This is a genomic window from Sphingomonas sp. Leaf231 (assembly GCF_001421995.1).
In the GTDB taxonomy this organism is placed as follows: Bacteria; Pseudomonadota; Alphaproteobacteria; order Sphingomonadales; family Sphingomonadaceae; genus Sphingomonas.
The window spans coordinates 882,906-903,162 of sequence record NZ_LMLS01000001.1; the positions used below are offsets into that span (position 1 = coordinate 882,906).

The 20,257-nt window shown below is 67.9% G+C and carries 11 protein-coding genes; 6 read left to right on the forward strand and 5 right to left on the reverse strand.

Annotated features, from left to right (window positions below; all coding sequences use genetic code 11):
* Positions 1–38: 38 nt before the first annotated feature.
* From ASE95_RS04235 to ASE95_RS04250, 4 genes are all read right to left on the reverse strand, one after another.
* A complete protein-coding gene (locus tag ASE95_RS04235) occupies positions 39–2,417 on the reverse strand; it encodes a sensor histidine kinase (RefSeq protein WP_056631831.1) in 2,379 nt (792 codons plus the stop codon).
* On the reverse strand, positions 2,414–3,721 hold the full coding sequence (locus ASE95_RS04240; RefSeq protein ID WP_082449523.1) for an EAL domain-containing protein: 1,308 nt from the start codon (positions 3,719–3,721) through the stop codon (positions 2,414–2,416). The genes ASE95_RS04235 and ASE95_RS04240 overlap by 4 nt, the downstream gene beginning before the upstream one ends.
* 720 nt (positions 3,722–4,441) lie before the next feature.
* A complete protein-coding gene (locus tag ASE95_RS04245; RefSeq protein WP_056631834.1) occupies positions 4,442–8,662 on the reverse strand; it encodes a translocation/assembly module TamB domain-containing protein in 4,221 nt (1,406 codons plus the stop codon).
* A complete protein-coding gene (locus ASE95_RS04250) occupies positions 8,662–10,875 on the reverse strand; it encodes an autotransporter assembly complex protein TamA (protein ID WP_056631835.1) in 2,214 nt (737 codons plus the stop codon). Before ASE95_RS04250 ends, ASE95_RS04245 begins: the two co-directional genes overlap by 1 nt.
* Positions 10,876–11,168: 293 nt before the next feature.
* Here ASE95_RS04250 and ASE95_RS04255 point away from each other — a divergent pair, with 293 nt between their 5' ends.
* From ASE95_RS04255 to ASE95_RS04265, 3 genes are read left to right on the forward strand one after another with little or no spacing between them, the layout of a single operon-like run.
* Positions 11,169–12,383, forward strand: coding sequence for an efflux RND transporter periplasmic adaptor subunit (locus ASE95_RS04255; RefSeq protein WP_235528173.1), 1,215 nt, complete (start codon positions 11,169–11,171; stop codon positions 12,381–12,383).
* Positions 12,384–12,389: 6 nt separating this feature from the next.
* On the forward strand, positions 12,390–15,701 hold the full coding sequence (locus tag ASE95_RS04260; RefSeq protein ID WP_056631841.1) for an efflux RND transporter permease subunit: 3,312 nt from the start codon (positions 12,390–12,392) through the stop codon (positions 15,699–15,701).
* Positions 15,698–17,260, forward strand: coding sequence for an efflux transporter outer membrane subunit (locus ASE95_RS04265; RefSeq protein ID WP_056631844.1), 1,563 nt, complete (start codon positions 15,698–15,700; stop codon positions 17,258–17,260). The genes ASE95_RS04260 and ASE95_RS04265 overlap by 4 nt, the downstream gene beginning before the upstream one ends.
* A 72-nt stretch (positions 17,261–17,332) precedes the next feature.
* Here ASE95_RS04265 and ASE95_RS04270 read toward each other — a convergent pair whose 3' ends face one another.
* Positions 17,333–17,668 carry a phasin family protein gene (locus tag ASE95_RS04270; protein ID WP_056631847.1) on the reverse strand — a complete coding sequence of 112 codons (336 nt, stop codon included), beginning with the start codon at positions 17,666–17,668 and terminating at the stop codon, positions 17,333–17,335.
* Between the two features lie 123 nt (positions 17,669–17,791).
* On the opposite strand from ASE95_RS04270, the gene ASE95_RS04275 reads away from it, so the two are divergent.
* The 3 genes from ASE95_RS04275 to ASE95_RS04285 are packed head-to-tail and all read left to right on the forward strand — an operon-like array spanning position 17,792 to position 20,256.
* The gene (locus ASE95_RS04275) at positions 17,792–18,331 is read left to right on the forward strand and encodes a homogentisate 1,2-dioxygenase (RefSeq protein ID WP_156347870.1); all 540 of its coding nucleotides are present in this window, start codon (positions 17,792–17,794) and stop codon (positions 18,329–18,331) included.
* On the forward strand, positions 18,328–18,969 hold the full coding sequence (locus ASE95_RS04280) for a peptidylprolyl isomerase (protein ID WP_056631851.1): 642 nt from the start codon (positions 18,328–18,330) through the stop codon (positions 18,967–18,969). The genes ASE95_RS04275 and ASE95_RS04280 overlap by 4 nt, the downstream gene beginning before the upstream one ends.
* Positions 18,970–19,023: 54 nt before the next feature.
* Positions 19,024–20,256 carry a M20 metallopeptidase family protein gene (locus tag ASE95_RS04285; RefSeq protein WP_056631854.1) on the forward strand — a complete coding sequence of 411 codons (1,233 nt, stop codon included), beginning with the start codon at positions 19,024–19,026 and terminating at the stop codon, positions 20,254–20,256.
* The last annotated feature ends 1 nt before the right edge of the window (position 20,257 follow it).

The window sequence follows — 20,257 nt, forward strand, 5'->3', positions numbered from 1 at the left end:
CATCCCGAAAGGCGCGAGACACCGCAACGTAGTGCCCGTCAAGCGGCGTGCTGAACCGGCCGAACGGGCATCGCGTCTATTGCGTCCACTAACCCCTTTTTGGAAACAGGCTTCTCGATAACCTTTGTGAGCCCTGTGGTACGCATTTCACGGCGTTCCCGCTCCTCAAGGGCACCAGTCAGCAATGCAACGGGCGCATCGCGGGCCGCAGCGACCAGCACGGCAAGTGCATCGGGAGCGCGACCGAAGGTGTCGGCATCGACCAATATCCGATCCGGACGAATGCGGGCGATCTGCTCCAATGCCTCTGCCGCATCGCTGAACGCGACGGTGCCGCGCGCGCCGAACAACGCGCGGAACATCGCCCGCACGATCGGATTGCGCTCCACCACCAAGAGGCCGCCCTGCGCGGCTTCGACGGCTGGCACCGCTGCTGGAACGCACGGCAGGTCGAGCGTGAAACATGATCCGGTGCCGACCCGGCTGGTCACCGTGACGTCGCCGCCCATCGCCTGCGCCAGGCTGCGGCTGATCGACAGGCCCAGCCCGGTCCCGCCGAAATGCCGGGTGGTGCCGGCATCCGCCTGCCGGAACGATTCGAAGATGATCCGTTGCGCTTCTGTGCCGATGCCGATCCCGCTGTCGGCCACGGCGATCCGCAAGCGCCCGCCCTCGTGCGCGACCAGCAGCGACACCGATCCCTCTGCGGTGAACTTCACCGAATTCGACAGCAGGTTGAACACCACCTGCCGCAATCGCGCGGCGTCGCCCACGATCCATCGCGGCGCATCGTCGAGCTCCACCTCGAACCGCAAACCCTTGGCGAGCGCCGGGTCGCGCCACAGCCGCGCGGCTTCCTCCACCGTCGCGCGCAGATCGAACGGAGCCGCCTCGATCGTCAGCCGGCCCGTCTCGATCTTGGCCATGTCGAGGATGTCGTCGACCAGCGCGCGCATCGTCAGCCCGGCCGCACGCACCACGTCCAGCCGGTCGCGGGTCACCCGGTCCAGCCCGGGATTCGCGATCATCACCTGTGTCATGCCGAGAATGCCGTTCAGCGGCGTGCGGATCTCATGGCTGGTCGTGGCCAGGAACTCGGTCTTGGCGCGCGACAGTTTCTCAAGCTGGGCGTTGCTGGCCGCCAGACCGCGATTGGCGTTACGTTCCCGGTTGCGGCTGCGCCCGATCAGCGCCAGCCCGATGCCCAGCAAGCTGATGACCAGCACGGTCGTGCCGACCACGCCGTACAGCAGCCAGCGCTGCGTGCGGGCGGTGGCGCGTTGATAATCGATGGTGCGGGACAACGCCGCCGCCTTCAGCCGCGTGATCCGCAACTCCTGATTGGCATAATCGAACCGCGCGCCGGCCAGGGCGGCGCTGGTCGAACGCGCGATCTCGGTCGCCTGATCGTCGAGCCGCTTCAGCGCGGAGAGATGCGCCAGCGCCGACGGAGCGTCGTGCGCGGCGGCGAACACGCGATACGCGATCTCGTGCGCGTCGCCGTCCGACAATACGGTCCGGGTCAGGTCGATCCCGGCAAAGCGCTGGTCCAGCAACTGCCGGGCGCGGGCGATATCGCCTTGGTTCAGGGCGACATCCGCTGCCGCCGCAAGCAATTGCGGGCGGATCGGCGCCGCGCCGGGGCGCTCGGCTGCGCGCAGCGCCCGAGCGGTACTTTGCGCGGCGTCGGCGACGTCACCATCGCGCAACTGCGCCAACGCCAGATTGCCGAGCGACTGCGCAACCATCGGCGCGCTGTGCAATGCCTGCGCCGCGGCCAGCGCGGTACGAAACTCGCGCTGCGCTTCCGTGAAGCGGCGCAGCGCCAACAACGCGTTGCCGCGCCCATTGTCGACCGCCACCGTCAGGCCCGGATCGTTCGGATACACGTCGCGCGCCTGATCGAAATATCGCAATGCCGTCTCGTAATCGTGGCCGCTGACATACAGCAGCGCGATCAGGATCAGCGCGCGGGCGCGGCTGCGTGCGTCGTGCAGCGCCACGAACATGCCATGCGCCCGTTGCAGCGTGGTCAGCGCACGGGCGACCCGGCCTGCATCGGTCAGGGCACTGCCCTGCGACAGGGTGATGTCCGCCAGCAATCGCGGCGGGGCGGCAGCGGCGCCGGCCAGCCGATGCGCCTGTTCCAGCGTCCGCAATGCGCCATACGGATCGCCGACGCGCATCTGCGCCTCGCCTTCCAGCCACAGCAGGGTCGCGCCCGGAACCGCACGCGCGTCCGCCGGCTTCAGCCGCGCCCGCGTCGATCGCGCCAGTGCGATCGCCTGTTCGGGATCGCTGGCCATGCGCTGCTCGATCGCGGTCACATCCGGCGTCGGTGCCGCCACGGCGGGCAAGGCCAGCGCGAACGAAGCGGCGAGGATGGCGTCACGCGCGATCCGCACCAGCCCCGTCATGCGCGTTTCCACGTCGCCGCCAGCCGCGTGAAGGACGATCGGGTCTCGTTGGTGGCCAGCCGATGCCGCCCCTCCGTCAGGAACGCCGCCAAGGCATCCAGCGGGACGGGCGGGCTGATCAGGTAGCCCTGCACCATGTCGCACCCCATCACCGACAGCAACGCAAACGCGGCCGGTGTCTCCACCCCCTCCGCCACCACTTCCATGTCCAGCGCATGCGCCAGATCGATCGTCGAGCGGACGATCAACGGATCGCGGTTCGAACTGGTGAGCTGGGTGATGAACAATTTGTCGATCTTCAGCTCGCGCGCAGGCAGCTGTTTCAGATAGGCCAGGCTCGACAGCCCGGCGCCATAATCGTCGATCGAGATGCTGACGCCAAGCCGGTCGAATTGCTGAAGATGCGCGATCGCGCCTTCCGGGTCGCGGATCACCGACGTCTCGGTCACCTCGAAGCCGAGTTGCGCATCCGGCGCGTCGGCGATGCAGGCCGCGATCCTGCGCGCAAAGCCGGCGTCGGCGAGCAGATGGCCGGAAATGTTGATGAAGATACGCAGGTCGTGTCCCAGCGTGCGCAATCGTCGCTGGTCCTCGATCGCGCGGGCGATGGTCCATAGGGTCAACCGCTCCATGCGCTGCGCGCGTTCGGTAGCGGGAATGAACTCGGTCGGCGGCACCATGCCGCGTTCCGGATGCTGCCAGCGGACCAGCGCCTCGATACATTCGATCGCCTGTCGGCGAACGTGCACCTTGGGCTGGTAATGCAACACCATCTCGCCCCGTTCGACCCCGCGATCGACGGCGTCGGCGATCGCGTCGTCGCCAGCATCGGACCGGATATGATGGCGCGGCACCAGCAGCGGCCCCGACAAGGCGTCCGCCAGGTCGGCTTCCGCTTCCTCGATCAACAGGGCCACGTCGCCGTCCGCCTTGCCGATCGCCCCTCCGAAGACGAGATCAAGCTCATGAGGGTCGCCATCGATCATCGCCGGTGACGCGCAGCTGCGACGACTTGCCGCCATCACCTCCGCCAGCGCATCGCGCCGGTCGCCGACGAACTGCACCTCCAGCATGTCCCGCCCGGGTGCCTCGACCGCGGCCTGCGGCATCAGCGCGGCAAGTCGATCCACAAGTTGCGACATGATGTTGCGGGTGCCCGCGACGCCGATCGTCCGACGCATGGCGTTGTGGTTGCGCCACCGGATCAGCACGCAGACGCGCCACCGCCCGGCTTCACCCGCCGCACCGATCACGAAGCGGTCCGCGACACGCAGCGGCGGGGCAAGATGATGCAAACTGGCCATATCCGTTGCGGTCGTAGAACGCACTCTTGAAGAATGACTTAAGTCCTCAAGGCCAATGGTGAATAGATAGTTAACGACATTGAGCCATGCCTAACAATCCATTAAGACGAAGTCACCCATAAGGGTCGTCAAAAAAAAGAGGGAGTTGGTCATGTTCGCATTTGTCATCGCTATGATCCACGGGCTGGTCGTTAAGCCCTGGTAATCGCCGGGATGGTCCGGCTGCGGAGCCGTCCAGCTTTGGGACGATTTCCGCCGCCGGACCGCCCTTCGTTCACGCCCGCCGCTGCGGCAAGATGACGGGGCTTTTGTCCGCCGCCATCAGCAGCGCATCATCTCACGACAAGCCATTCGGCCCCACATAGCGCGCGCGGCGCGTAGAGGTCTTGAACGGCGATACGTCGAGGCGCGATCCGCCGCCCGGCCCGTCAGGCAGAGTGTGGCGACCGGCCGACCGTCGCGAGCGTGACCTTCCCGCCGCTAGACCCGGTCCGCCTTTCCCGTTCGTCGGACATGCGCGCGAAACGCCGTTGCGCGGCTCTTGCGCCGTCCCGAACGCGGGCCGGATAACAAGCCCCCCCGACCCGAAAACAGCTCCGCACCTGCAGGAACGGTCGATCATCCGACCGTGAGCCGCTGGCCCATGATCTTGCGACCGGGGCGGGTAGGCCCACCCCGGAGTCGCATCCGGGGTGAGGCTCCAGCAAGAAGGGCGTCGGCCTAGAAGTCGCGCGAGTAGCGAAGCTGGACGTTCGATCCGCCGAACGATCCGGCTTGCGACAGGATGCTGATCGCCTTGGTCAAAGCGATGGTCAGCTGCGTCGCGGTGAAGCCGCGGGCATCGGTGACGATCTCTATATAGATGTCGTCCGTCAGGTACTTGCCTGCCGCCAATGCCGATCCCCGCCCGGAAGCCTCATCCGCGCCCAGAATGCGCAGGCGATCGAACCCGGTCGCCGAGCGCAGCTTGCCGAGCGGGTTGAGTCCGCCCCCGGACCCGCGCAGCGAGTTCAGCGCGGACGCCAGCTGCAACGCCTCGGTCGCGGAGAGATTCTCCGGGTTGGTCCCGAACAGCAGCCGGCTCAACACCTCGTCCTGCGGCAGCGCCGGGGTAGAGGTGAACGCGATCTGCGGACGCTGGCCGGTTCCGGTGATGTTGATGTTGAACGTCACCCCGTCGTTGCTGGTGGTCGCCAGGATGTTGATGTCGGGATCGGTAAGCGCCGCACCGCCGCGGAACCGGACCTGACCGCGCTGCACGTCGAACCTCTTGCCGGCGAAGGAATAGGTGCCGCGCACCAGATCCAGGCCGCCGGCGATCGTCGGAGCGGCGGAGGTGCCGCCGACGCGCAGGTCCATCGACCATTCGCTTTCCAGCCCCATGCCCGACACGAACAACTGGTTTTCGGCACGGACGCGCAGGTCCAGCTTGAACAGCCCGACCGGCGGCGCGGCGGGACGGTCGGTCGGACGCGCCACGCGAACGTCGCTTTTGCGGCGGACCCCGGTCAGCTCCGGTACTTCGGCCGCACCCTGGCGGATGATCTCGTAACGCGCATTGGGCACGCGGATGTCGCCGGAGATCAGGCCGCCGTTCGCGCCGTTCTGGATGCGGATGTCGCCACTGGCGGTCGCGCCCAGCGCATCGGAGCGCGCCAGCTGCGCATTGCGCATTGCCACCCGCACGTCGAGCGGGAAGCCCTGCGCCGCGGCCAGGCTGACGTTACCTTGCGCCTGCACCGTGCCATCCCCGGCCCTGGCCTGTAGTTGCGACAATTCGAGCCGGTCGTTGTTGAAGCGCGCCGCGATGCGCATGTTGGTCAGGCGCGTGCCGTAGGTCTCGTTGGTGTAGGTCAAATTGTCGGCCCGGACGAGGCCGTTGATGCGCGGCGCACCGACGGTGCCGCCGAAGTCCGCCGCAATCGCGATCGGCCCGGACAATTGCTGTTCGGCCAGTCCGGCTAGGCTGAACAGCACCGCGGACGGTCCGTTGTAACGAATGCCGCCCGACAGCGGTCCTTGCATCAGGCGGGTCGCCCAGCTGCCACTGCCGCCTGGCGTCAGCGTAGCGACCATCCGGCCGACCGGCGTGCCATTGCGCTTGATCAGGGCGCGCCCCTCACCCGCCGCGCTGGTCAACCGTCCCTGGAACAGGATGTCGACCGGCTCGGACACGGAGGTCAGGCTGGAACGCGTGAAATTGGCGACGTTGACGCGCGCGTCGGCGCGGGGGAACGCCTGCCCGGCTTCCTGCACGTAATCGACACTGCCGGTCGCTTGCCCGCCGACGCCCAGATTGGGCACCAGCGCGCTGATCAGCGACAGATCGAGCTTGTCGAGCCGCAGCTGTGCCTGCGTCGCCGCGCCGCCGAATTTGCCGGCCAGTCGCAGCGAGCCCTTGTCGAAGTCGATCCGTGCCGGCTCCAGCCGGTAACCGCTGCGTTCCGGCACGATTCGCGCGGGGACGGCGGTACGGAAAGCGACGTTGTTCGCCGCGCCTTGCAAGGCGACCAGATACTGGCTGGGCGACAGGCGCGAGTTGACCGCGACGCGGAACGGCACGCCGTTCGATCCGGTGAACAGCGCCTTGGCCGTGCCGGAGCCGCCGCGATAATCGACCTTCACGCGCCCGGTTTCCAGCACGGTCGCGCCGTAGCGGAGGTCGGCGACCTGCGCATCGGCGACGATCTGCGGCTTGTCGTAGAGAACGATGTCGGCGTCGATCAACGCGCGACCGATCGTGAAGTCGACCATGCCCGGGATCTTCGCCGACACGGCACGCGCGTTCACGCTGGCACGCTGGTAGCGGCCCTGCGCACCCAGCGAGGCGAGGCCGTTCAGTCCCTGCCCGTTGAAGCGTACCTGCCCCGCAAACGGGCCAGCGGCGGTCTGCACGACACGGCCGGCGAACTGGACGCCCGCGAACAGGACGCGGCGGATATCGACCGCCAGCTGCGCGCCCGGCGTGACGCGGACGTCGGCGGTGAACGGCCCGTAATTGGTGCCGCCGCTGGCGTTCACCTGATAGGTGCCGCCGCGGCCGACCACCCGTGCATCGAGGTTCGCCAGCCCGATCCCGACGCCCGGACGCGGCGCGCGCAGTCGCACGACGGGCGCGGTGGCGGAGCCGGTGACGCGCGCGAACAGCGGGCCATATTGGGTCGAGAAGGCGTCGGCATCGACCAGCAATGCGCCGCTGGCCGGATTGAACTGGCCCCGACCGCGGGTAATGCGGAATTGCGGCGCGTTCATCTTCAGGCTCTGGAAGGTGACGACGCCCTCGGGCGAGTAACCAAAGCGCGTACTGAGCACCGCATTGCCACCCAGGAAGGTGCGGACACCTTCGTTGAACAGCTGCCTGGTCTGTACCGCGACCCGACCGGTGACCCCGAAGCCTCCGCGGGCGCCGGGCACCAGTTTGGCATCGGTCTGGATGTTCAGGATGCCGACGCTGTCGACGCGGAAGTTGTTCACGCGCCCCTGCAGCCCGCCGGTGTAGCGGCCGGTCTGCATGTTGGCCGCGATGATCGCGGTCGCGTCGATCGTGTCCGAACGGATGCGCAGATTGTCCGACAGGATATTGGGCATCTGCACCGCGATATCACCGTCGATCCGCGCGTTGGTGGTGAGGCCACCCAGCGCCGGATTGAGCCCGGCGACGCGGCGCGCGCGCGCATGAACCGGCACCAGAATACGGTCGCTGTCGACGCGCGCGAGACCTTCGGCGTAAAGATTTTCGACGCTCATCTCGCCGAAACCCAGCGAGGCTGCACGCACCTTGTAATCGACGGTCGGCGTGGCGAACGCGCCGTTCAGCACGACACGCGCATTGACGTCGCGGCCACGAAGATTGGGCGCGATCACACCCGGCGTAAGAAGACGCGCGTCGACCGCGAAATTGCCGAATCGACTGTTCTTCAGGTCCAGCATCCCGCCCGCATCGACGGCAAGCGCGTCCGACGTCAGCTTGATACGCGTATCGGCGCGGCGTTCGCCCAGCGTCACGTCGGCGGCCACCTGCAAGGCCGGGGCGGTCAGGCGTTCGACCGGTCCTTCGAGGTACAGGCCGGGTCGCGTCGGCCCGCGCACCTTGAAATGCCCGTCGCGGGCGTTCAGCGACAGGTTCGCCAGTTCTCCTCCGCCCAGCGTCGCGATCGCGCGCCCCTGCCACGCGGCCCAGCTGCCGCGGCCGTTGATGGTGGCTGTCAGCGGCGCCTTCAATCCGGCAAGTTGCGCGACCACGCCCCCGGCCGGCGCGTTGAGCCGCACGTCGACGTCGAGCTTGTTGTCGTCGGGCACCGCATCCAGCTTCACGCGGGCGACGTCCCCCCCGACGACACCCGGCGCGCGCAGCGCAACGGCGTCGACCAGCAATTGAGCGCGCCGATCGGCGATATGCGCCTGCCCGTCGAAGCGCGCGACATGCCGCGCGCCCGACACCGCAGGCTCCATGACGAAGCGCGCCACCTGCAAGCGGTAGATGTCGATGTCGAGGTCCGGCAGCAACGGCGCGTTCGGGTCGGTCGGCTCGGTCGAGGGCTTCAGCTCGGGATTGCGCCGCAGGGTGATGAGCTGGCTGCCGACGCTGCGCACGTCGACGTGATTGTCGATGAACGCGAACGGACGCCAGTCGACATCGAGCCGCGGCGAGGTGAGGAACACGCCCTTGGGATCGCTGACCCGCACGTCGCTGAGCCGCATCCGGCCGTACAGCGACCCGTCGATACGGCCGACCTTGATGTTCAGCCCGGAAGCGGTGGTATAGCCTCCGATCTGGTCGGCAACGAAGCGTCGCCCGGGATCGGTGTTGATCCCCAGCACGATCACGGCGACCAGCACCAGCAGCGACAGGATCGCGACGCCGATCCACTTCAGAACGCGCTGCCACAACGGGCGGCGGCTCACCATTCCCTCGTCGGGCGCCAGCGTGTCGTCAGTCATCAGAACGCCTGCCCGATCGAAATGTAGAGTGCGACCTTCGCATCGCCCTCACGCGGATTGAGCGGCGTCGCCACGTCGACGCGCATCGGCCCGAAATTGGTGTAGAAACGCCCGCCGATGCCCGCGCCGAAACGCAGGTCGCTCGCGGTCGGCAGGGTGCTTTCATACGCGTTGCCGGCGTCGATGAAGGGCACGATCCCGAAATTGCCGAAGCGGTAGCGCGCCTCGATCGAGAATTCGTTGATGCTGCGTCCGCCGATCGGCCGCAAATCGCGCAGTTCGTCGCGATCCTCCTGCCCCGGCACCAGCGACGACGCCGGCTCCAACGGCCCGAGCCGCTGGAAGCCATAACCGCGCACCGATCCGCCGCCACCGCCGTAATAGCGCCGCGACGGCGCGATATCGTCACGCGCGATCCCGAAGATGCTGCCCGCGCGCGCTCGCCCGGCGATGACCAGCTTGTCCGAGATCGGATAGTAACCAGTCGCCTCCACCAGGCTTCGTCCATACGGGCGAACCGACCCCTGGACCGACGTTTCCGGGCTGAGGCTCAGCTTCAGACGGTACCCGCGGGTCGGGTTCAGCAAGTCGTCGGAGCTGTCGAACAACACCTGACCCGGCAAGGCCAGCACGCCATAGGTGCGGCGCGTCCGGTCGTTGGTGGCGAAATCGTACACGCTCTCGTTCGTGCCGACCAGTTCGAAGCCGTAGGCGTAGGTAAAACGCTTCTGCCAGATCGGGGTGGAATCATAGGAGATCCGGCCCGACAGCGTCCCGGTGAACGCATCGAACGCGTCGTAATTGGCGCGCAGTGCGCTGGCGACCAGCGTTACGGTGCGATCGCGCTTGCCGGCGTTCTGGCGGCGGAAAGTCGCCGACAACCCCTGTTGCTGCGTCCCCGCGATGCCGCCCAGGATCAGCGCGCCCTCGGGCGGGAAGCGGTTGCGGTTGGTGAAGGTACCCTCGGCCGTCACGCCCTGCCCGGTCTGGAAGCCGAGGCCGCCGGCCAGACTCTTGGCCGGGCCGCGCGTCTGGCGGACCATCAGGTCGACCTGCTCGGTGCCGTCGGGCAAAATCGTGCCGGTACGAACCGGTTGCACGCCCACGCCGTTGAACAGGCCGGTCGCGACCAGCGCCTCACGCAGGTCGTCCGCCTTGCGATTGTCGTACAACTGCCCCTGATCGAAGCGCGGGAAGACATTAAGATGCTTCAGGTCGAACACCGGATCGCCTTCGGTGCGCAGCGCGCCGAACGACGAACGCGGACCGGTGTCGACGGGCAGCGTATAGTCGCCGCGCGCGGTCTGTTCGTCGAGGAGGATGTCGCGCTCCCCAACCTTGACAAACGGATAGCCCTGCTGCGGAAGTTTCAGGCTGACGTTCGCCTCCGCGCCCTGCACGCGCGCCGCCTCGATCGGGTCGCCGGTACGGAGCGGCAGTTCGTTGCGGACGAGATCGGGCGGGGTCGTCGGCTGGGTCTGTACGGTGATCGTGCCAAGCTTGTATTGCTGACCGGGCGTCGCGCTGACGATCGCCTTCAGCTGCTGCTTCTCGCCCGTCACGTTCTCGATCGTGGAGACGGCGGTACCGTCGTAATAGCCGAGCGACTTCATCAGTCGCACCGCCAGTTGCTCGTCCTCTCGCCCGCGTGCCGCGACCTGCGTGGCATTGTCGGCCTTGCCCTTGCCATCGCGCAGCGCGGACAGCGAGTTGAACTCGTCGGTCAGCCCCAACGGATCCAGCCCGCGCACTTCGCTGGCGTAGCGGATGTCCGGCGCGTCGTCCCCGTCCGCCGCCGCGACGCTTTGCAACGGCGCGGAGTTGAAGGCCGACAAGGGTTCCAGCGGCTGCGCGAGCTGCGGGTCGACCGGCGGCGCGGGCGGCAACGTGCCGGAGACGATCGGCTGCTGCGCGGCCTGCTGCACCGGCTCCGAAATGGCGGCGGCGTCTGGACCATCGGTCTTCATGGGTTCCAGCGGGGCGTTTATGTCGCCGGAAAGCGGCGGCAGCGCCTGGTCGAACTCGGCATCGGGAACGATCGGGGCGTTCGCCTGTGGATCGGCGGCGGCGTCCGCCGGAGTCGTCCGCGGTGCGTCAGGCCCTTGCGCGGGTGCCGAACCGGGATTTTGCAACTGCGCGTGCACCTGTCCGGCAGCAAGCGCTAGCCCGGCGGACGCCAGGAGCAGACGGGAGTGACGAACAGAAAAAACCAAGAATTACGCCCCTTTGCGCAAGGCGCCCCGGTTCTCCCGATCGCACCTTCGTGCTTCGTAACGATCCATTAGCGGATCGGTTGCGATCGCCCGGCATGAGTGAATCGTACCGGGCGATGGCTTGCGCGGTCGATGCGCGCGCCGGTGTTGATGGCGTCACCGAAAGTTTCACGTGCGACTAAAAAATAAAATCGTCACGTTGCGAAACATTTGCGACAAATGGCACGTAGCCGGATGGCGCTTCCCGCATACAGACAGGGCACAGTGTGACGACAGGTTCGATGGTACGGCGGATGCGTGCAGCAGCCGGGCCGGCAGGCACGGCGGCGCTGCTTGCTCTTGCGGCGTGCAGCGGCGGCGGGGGCGAACAGGCCAAGGGCAAGGATGGTCCGGGCGGCGCGGGCGGCGGGCCGGTGCAGGTCGGCTATGTCGTCGTGCAGCCGACCGCAGTGCCGACGATCAGCGAATTGCCCGGCCGCACGGTCGCCTATGAAAGTTCGCAGGTCCGTCCGCAGATCACCGGCGTCATCCAGAAGCGCTTCTTCACCGAGGGCGCGCTGGTGAAGCGGGGGCAGCCGCTGTATCAGATCGATCCGTCGCTCTATCGCGCCGCCGCCAATCAGGCGAGCGCCAACGTCGCCAATGCGCAGGCGACGTTCAGCGCCGCGAAAATCCGCGCCGAACGCTACAAGCCGCTCGCGGACATGGAGGCGATCAGCGCGCAGGATTATACCGATGCGGTCGCGACGCAGCGGCAGGCGGCGGCGACGATCGACGTCAACCGCGCCCAGCTGGACACCGCGCGCGTCAATTTGCGCTTCACCACCGTCCCCGCGCCGATCACCGGGCGGATCGGGCGATCGCTGTTCACGGTCGGCGCGCTGGTCAGCACGACGCAGGCCGATCCGCTGGCGACGATCCAGCAGCTCGACCCGATGTTCGTCGACATCCAGCAATCGAGCGCCAACCTGCTCGCACTGCGCCGCAGCCTGGCGGCGGGCGGGTCGGCCCCGGCGCGAGCCGATGTGATCCTGAAGCTGGAGGATGGCAGCGATTACGGCATCCGCGGCACGGTCGAGTTCGCCGAAGTCGTTGTCGACCCGAGCACCGGCACGATCACGCTGCGCGCGCGCTTCCCCAATCCCGACGGCCTGTTGCTGCCCGGCATGTTCGTGCGGGCGCAATTCGCGCAGTCGATCCTGAAGAATGCCTTCCTCGTGCCGCAGGCAGCGGTCAGCCGCGATGCGAAGGGCGCGGCGACGCTGTACGTCGTGGGCTCGGACAACAAGGCGGCGCAGCGCACCATCCAGGCGGATCGTACGCAAGGCGCCTACTGGATCGTCACCGGCGGGCTGCGTGCGGGCGACCGCGTCATCACGCAGGGACTGGCCAACCTTCGCCCTGGTGCTGCCATCACGGCGGTGCCAGCGAACGCGCCGCAGCCGGTGAAGGCGCCGTCGCCCGAGCAGATGGAGAAGATGCAGGCCGGCAAGAGCAAGGCGGGCTAGCACCACATGTCCCGCATCTTCATCGACCGCCCCATCTTCGCATGGGTGCTGGCCATCATCGTGATGCTGGCCGGCGTCGGCGCGATCCTGTCGCTGCCGATCGCGCAATATCCCGACGTCGCCCCGCCGCAGGTGTCGATCCGCGCGACCTTCCCGGGTGCCAACGCGCAGACGATCCAGAACAGCGTCACGCAGGTGATCGAACAACAGCTGACCGGGATCGACGGGCTGCTGTACTTCCAGTCGAGTTCGTCGAGCCGCGGCTCGGTGACGATCACCGCGACCTTCGACAAGGGTACAGATCCCGACATCGCGCAGGTGCAGGTTCAGAATCAGGTCCAGCAATCGCTCAGCCGCCTGCCGCAACAGGTGCAGCAACAAGGGCTGGTGGTTCGCAAGTCCAACCCGGACTTCCTGCTGATCGTCGGCGTCTATGACACCACCGACAAGCTGACCAACCAGGACGTCTCCGACTATCTCGTCTCCAACCTTCAGGATCCGCTCGGACGTACCCAGGGCGTGGGCGACACCAACGTGTTCGGCTCGCAATATGCGATGCGGATCTGGCTCGACCCTGCGCGGCTCAACAGCTTCCAGCTAATGCCCGGCGACGTCGTCACCGCGATCCAGAACCAGAACACCGAAGTGGCGGCCGGCGAGATCGGCGGGCAACCGATGCCGTCGTCGCAGATGCTGAACGCGGTGGTCACCGCGCAGTCGCGGCTTCAGACCCCGGCGCAGTTCGCGCAGATCATCCTCAAGACCGCACAGGATGGCGGCACCGTTCGCCTTTCCGACGTCGCGCGGATCGAATTGGGCGCGGAGAGCTACAATGCGTTCAGCCGCGTCAACCGCCACCCGGGTGCCGGCATCGCGGTGCTGCTCGCGCCCGGCGCCGACGCGCTGAAGACCGCCGAGCTGGTGAAGGCGCAGGTCGCGCAGGCGGCGAAGGGCTTCCCGGCGGGGCTGACCTACGCTTTCGCCAACGACACCACCGACTTCATCAAGCTGTCGATCGAAGAAGTGGTCAAGACGCTGATCGAGGCGATCATTCTGGTCGTCATCGTCATGTTCGTCTTCCTGCAAAGCTGGCGCGCGACGCTGGTGCCCGCGATTGCGGTTCCGGTCGTCCTGCTCGGCACGTTCGCGGTCTTCTATGTCGCGGGCTTCTCGATCAACACGCTGACGCTGTTCGGGCTCGTGCTCGCGATCGGCCTGCTGGTGGACGACGCGATCGTCGTGGTCGAGAACGTCGAGCGGCTGCTGGAGGAAAACCCCGGCATGACCCCGCGCGAGGCGACGATCGAATCCATGAAGGAGATCACGGTCGCGCTGGTCGCGATTGCGCTGGTCCTGTCGGCGGTATTCATGCCGATGGCGTTCTTCGGCGGATCGACCGGCGTGATCTATCGCCAGTTCTCGCTGACGATCGTGTCGGCGATGGTGCTGTCGGTGCTGGTCGCGGTGATCCTGTCGCCGGCGCTCACCGCCACGCTGCTGAAGCAGTCGCATGACGAACACGGCGACCCGATCGAGCAGAGCTGGATCGGCCGCAAGCTACCGCGCGTCGCCCATGCGCTGGAGCGGGCGCGCGACGGTTTCAACACCACCTTCGATCGCGGCGTGGCGCGCTATGTCGCGGGCGTGCGGCGGGTGATCGACCGCAAGGCGCTGTTCCTGCTCATCTACCTGCTGACGCTGGCGTTGCTCGCATTGCTGTTCCTGCGGATGCCGACCGGCTTCCTGCCGACCGAGGATCAGGGCAGCGCCATCGTGCAGTTCCAGCTTCCCGCCGGCGCCACCCGCGCCCGGACGGAGGAGGTGCAGCACAAGGTCGAGGAGTATCTCGCCGGCAGCGAGGGCAGGAACGTCCGGACGATGTTCACCGTCAGCGGCGGCGGTGGCGGCGGGGCCAGCGGGCAGAACACCGGTCAGGGCTTCGTCAACCTGCGGCCGTGGGCCGATCGCGAAGGGAAGGAGAACACCGCCGACGCGATCGTCGCACGTGCCTCCGCAGCGTTCCGCGGCCTTCGCGACGCACGCGTGTTCGCGCTGGTGCCGCCGGCGGTGCGCGGATTGGGCCAGTCGAACGGCTTTACGATGGAGTTGCAGAATTCCAGCGGCATGACGGCGGAAGCGTTCACCGCCGCGAAGGACAAGTTGCTCGCCGCCGCCAACGCCGATCCGGCGCTCGCCTCCGTCCGGTTGACCGAATTGCCCGACGTCGCGACGCTGAAGGTCGATATCGACCAGCAGAAGCTCGCCGCGCTGGGGCTGACGCAGGCCGACGTCAACACCACGTTGTCGACTGCCTGGGGTGGACGCTACGTCAACGACTTCGTCGATCGCGGGCGCGTGAAGCGCGTGTTCGTGCAGGGCGACGCGCCGTATCGTGCCGCGCCGACCGACCTGAACCAGTGGTTCGTGCGCGGGTCCGGCGGCCAGATGGTGCCGTTCGCCGCCTTCGCGCAGATCGGATGGAGCCAGGCACCCGTCACGCTGTCGCGCTTCAACGGCATCCCCTCGTTCGAATTCCAGGGTGCCGCGGCGGAGGGCCGAAGCTCGGGCGATGCGATGGCGCGAATCGAGGAACTGGCCGCGCAGATTCCGGGAACCAGCGTGTCATGGGCGGGGCTGTCGTTTCAGGAGCGGCTGTCGGCGGGGCAAGCGCCGTTGCTGTACGGCCTGTCGATCCTGGTCGTGTTCCTGTGCCTCGCCGCGCTGTACGAAAGCTGGTCGATCCCGTTCGCGGTGTTGCTGGTGATCCCGCTGGGGCTGATCGGTGCGATCCTGTTCACCACGCTGCGCGGGTTGGTGAACGACGTCTATCTACAGATCGGCCTGCTGACGACGATGGGACTGGCGGCGAAGAACGCCATTTTGATGATCGAATTCGCCGAGCAGGAAGAAAAGAAGGGCAAGCGCGTCATCGATGCCGCCTTGTCGGCGGCGCGCATCCGCTTGCGCCCGATCCTGATGACCAGCCTGGCCTTCATCTTCGGCGTGCTGCCGCTGGCGATCTCGACCGGGGCGGGCGCGAACAGCCGCATCGCGATCGGCACGTCGGTGATCGGCGGCATGATCACCGCGACGGTGCTGGCGATCTTCTACATCCCGCTGTTCTTCGTGCTCGTCCGGCGCGGGTTTCGCGACGGCTGGAAGGGGCTGCGCCGCGGTGCCGACCCCAGCCCCGATGACGACGGCCCGCACGACCAGGATGGCGGCGATCGCGGCGGGGCGGCCGCGTCCGACGAAACGAAGCGCCTGCCGCGCCCGATCGACAAGCCCGCGCTGCCAGCGCCCGAGGGGGCACGATGACCCGCCTGTTCGCCACATTGTCCGCCTCGGTCGCGCTGGCCGGCTGCTCGCTGGCGCCGACCTACGTCCGCCCCGCACCGCCGGTGCCGAACTCATGGCCCGTCGGTGACGCGTATCTGCGCCAGAGCGAGGCCGCGCTACCCAGCGTCAGCTATCGCGACATCTTCCGCGACCGGCGATTGCAGGCGTTGATCGATCAGGCGTTGGCCAACAACCGCGACCTGCGGGTGGCGGTCGCCAACATCGAGGCGACCCGCGCGCAATATCGCATCCAGCGCGGCGACCTGTTTCCGCAAGTCAACGCCACCGGCGCGTACAGCTATCGCGAGAGCAGCCGGTCGGGCGTGAACACCGGGATCAACACCGGCACCGGGGCTGGTGGGACCGGAACCGGCGGCACGGGCACCGGCGGCGTCGGAACGGGCGGCACCGGACCTGGCACCGGCGGGACCGGCGGCGTCGGGACCACCGTCGTGTCGGGATCGAACAGCACCTTTCAGGCGCAGCTCGGCCTGACCGCTTTCGAGATCGACCTGTTCGGCCGCGTCCGCTCGCTGACGGGCGCAGCCCTGTCGCGCTATTTCGCGCAGGAGGCCGCGGCCCGGGCGACGCGGCTGACGCTGATCGGCGATCTCGCCACCGCGTGGCTGAACTATGCCGCCGATCAGAGTCTGCTGACCGTTGCCGAACAGACCGCCGTGGCGGCGCGCGCCAGCGTGCGGCTGACCGATGCGCGACGTCGCGGCGGCGTGTCGCCGCGCACCGACGTACGACAGGCCGAGCAGATTCTGGCGACCGCCGAGGCCGATCTGGCCGAGCAGCGCACGCTGCTGGCGCAGGACATCAACGCCATCCAGCTGCTGGTCGGCGCGCCGGTCGATCGCGCGCTGCTGCCCGGCGGGATCGAACAGGCCGCGCAGGCGATCGGCGAGTTACCGGCCGGGATCGACTCGGGCGTGCTGCTGCGGCGGCCGGACGTGGTTCAGGCGGAATATTCGCTACGGGCGTTCAATGCCGAAATCGGCGCGGCGCGCGCCGCATTGTTCCCGCGCATCACGCTGACCGGGCTGGTCGGCTTCGCGAGTACCGCGCTGCGCACCTTGTTCTCGGGCGACTCGTTCAACTGGTCGGTGGCGCCGGGCATCAGCTACCCGATCTTTCGCGCGGGCGCGGGGCGTGCCGGGGTCGACTATAGCGTGGCGCAGCGCGACGCGGCGCTGGCCAATTACGAAGTGACAATTCAGGGCGCATTTCGCGAGGTGTCCGACGCGCTGGCGCGTCGCGGGACGATCAGCGAGCAACTGGCCGCCAATCAGCGTTTCTACACCGCCGCAGTGGACACGTTGAACCTGACGAACGCGCGTTACCGTGGCGGCATCGACACGTATCTGACGTCACTGGATGCGCAACGGCAGCTGTATTCGGCACAACGTACGCTGGTGCAGACGCAGCTTGTGCGGGCCGCCAACCTCGTCACCCTCTATCGCACGCTGGGTGGCGATTCGCTGCTCGACGTGACTGATGACGGGCCGCGACCTGTGCCGGTCGGGGGCAAGTAAGGCGCTGGCGCCACCCCGGATCGGGTCCGGGGTGGCGATCGAATGCCGGGAGCCGCTGACGTCACCTCATGCTCAGGCAGCGTCGCTCCCGCCGCCGGGGCTTACCGATGCACGGCCGAACTGCATGATCAACTGTCCGATTTCACGAGCCTGCTCCATCGAACGCTGACCCTGGGTGCGAAGATAGTCGCTCTGGATCTGCATCACCTGCGACAGATCCTTGGCCTGTGCCGCGGCACGCATCGCGGCGAACGCTTCCTGCGTGTTGCTTTCGACCTGATCGAGGATCTTGGTGCTGATCGTCGATCCGCTCTCCAGCATGTGCTGTCCCGACGCGCGCATGCGGTCGGTGGCGTTCTGCGCCGCGTCGGCGGCGGCCCGGCCCATGTCGTTCCTGTCGTCGGTCATCGTCGATCTCCCTTGTCGAAGCGTGAAGCTGCCCGTTCCCGGACAACCCGGCAAGGCGTGCTTGGTTGCCGCGGTGCAAACGCCGGGCTGGTGGAGCGCCCGGCGCGCGGGTAGAACAGGCGCATGTCCCGGATCACGAAAATGTCCCCTGCCCTGCTGTTCCCGTTGCTAATGGCTGCCGCACCGCCGCAGGAATCGCCTGCACCTGAGCCGGCGTGTGCCGCGACCCGCCCCGTCCTGCCGGTCGGATTCGAGGGGTGGAGCGTGCGTACGCCGACAGATGCGGGTGCGGGTACGCGCAGCGCGCCGGTCATGGTCCTGGGCCGCGCGACGGACTTGCGGCTGGTGCCCTTCGACCGGCTGATACCCGCCACGCCGCCGGTCCGAATCCCGGAAGCCGGAAGTGTCGCGGGGATGGCGCTGTTCCAGGTGGCGCGCGCCGGGACGTACCGCTTCGCGCTGGGCGGCCCCGCGTGGATCGAGATCGTTCGCGGCGGTCATGTCGTCCCGGCGGTGGCGCACGGGCATGGTCCGGCATGTACCGGCATCCGCAAGATGATCGACTTCCGCCTCGCGCCGGGTCGCTACATTATGCAACTCACCGGCGCGTCGGCGGCCACGCTGCCGGTGATGATCGCACCGGCGCAGCGGGTGGCGGCATGATCGCGTCGCTGATGGCGCTGGTGCTCGCGCTGCCGCAGAGCGGTGCCGCGACGCCGATACCGCCGCCTTCGCCTGCCTCATCGCCTCCGTCCTCCACGGTGCCGGTGCCGGCAGTGGCTGCGGCGATGCTGACCCGCGTGGTGCTGACCACCGAGGCAGGGCCGATCGTGATCGGCGTCGACAGCCGCGCAGCACCCGTGACCGCGGCCAACTTCTTGAAATACGTCGACGGCCGCAAGCTGGACGGCATCGGCTTCTACCGCGCGGTGAAGGTCGCCGACGGATTCGGGCTGGTCCAGTTCGGCACCCGCAACGATCCCAGGCGCTCCCTGCCCGCAATCTCCCACGAACCGACCAGCGAGACCGGCCTTAGCCATACCGACGGTACGATCTCGATGGCGATGGGTGCGCCCGGCAAGGCGCGCGGCGACTTCTTCGTCGTGGTCGGCGACCTGCCGTCGATGGACGCGAAGGACGGCCAGCCGGGTTTCGCCGCCTTCGGCCGCGTGCTGGAGGGGATGGACGTGATCCGCACGATCCTGACCGCGCCGACCTCGCCCACGATGGGCGAAGGCGCGATGAAAGGGCAGATGCTGTCGCCCGTCGTCCGGATCACCACGGCACGTCGCGCGCCCTGACGCGCTTCCGCGTTCATGACGGATCGGTTACACGCGGGGGCGAAGGAGTTCGTCATGACCAGCACGCTCGCCACCCGAACCGACTGGAGCGCGATCGCCGCCGCCGATCTTGCCGACGTCATCGCGCTGCGCCGCGCGATCCATGCGGAGCCGGAGGTCGGGCTGAACTGCCCGCTGACCACCGCCAAGGCGAAAGCGGCGCTGTCAGGCCTGCCGCTAGAGATCCACGACAGTACCAGCACCACCGGTTTCGTCGCGATCCTGCGAGGCGGACGCGCGGGTGGCGACGGATCGAACGGGCGGACCGTGCTGCTGCGCGGCGACATGGACGCGTTGCCGATGACCGAGGAGACCGGGCTGCCGTTCGCCTCCACCATCCCCGGCGCGATGCACGCCTGCGGCCATGACGCGCATACCGCGATGCTCGCGGGGGCGGCACGGGCGTTGTGCGCGCGTCGCGAGGAACTGAGCGGGACGATCGTCTTCATGTTCCAGCCCGGCGAGGAGGGGCATCACGGCGCACGGCACATGATCGCCGACGGGCTGCTCGACATCGCCCGGCCCGAGGCGGCATTCGCGCTACACATCCTGCCCAATGCGCCGGCCGGCATGTTCGTCGCGCGGGAGGGCGCGATGCTCGCCTCGACCGACACCGTGCTGGCGACGATCCGTGGCACGGGCGGCCATGCCGCCATGCCGCACGAGGCGATCGATCCTATCCCGGTCGCCTGCGCGATCGTCACCGCGTTGCAACAGCATGTCGCGCGGCGCGTACCCGTCGCCGATCCCGCCGTGCTGACGATCACGCAGTTCCACGCCGGATCGTCGCACAACATCATCCCCGGCGAGGTCCGGTTGATGGGGACGTTGCGCACGCTGTCGAACGGCACCCGTACCAGCATGCGTGAGGCGTTCCACCGCATCGCGCAGGGGATCGCCGCCGCGCACGGGTGCGTCGCGGACACGTCGATCGACGAAGGCTATCCGGTGACGATGAACGATCCGCGCGCCACGCGCGTGATGCGCGAACTGGCTGCGGAGGTGCCGGGTGCGGCGGGATGGACGACGATGCCAGCCCCGATCATGGGGGGCGAGGATTTCAGCTATGTGTTGCGCGAGGTGCCGGGTGCGCTGGCGTTCCTGGGCGTCGCCGCGCCGGGCAGCGACTGGCGCACCAACCCGCCGCTGCACAACACGCGCATGACCATCGACGAACAGGTGATGGCGACCGGCGTGGCGATGCACTGCGCGGTGGCGGAGCGCTTTCTGGAACGCGGACTGGACTGAC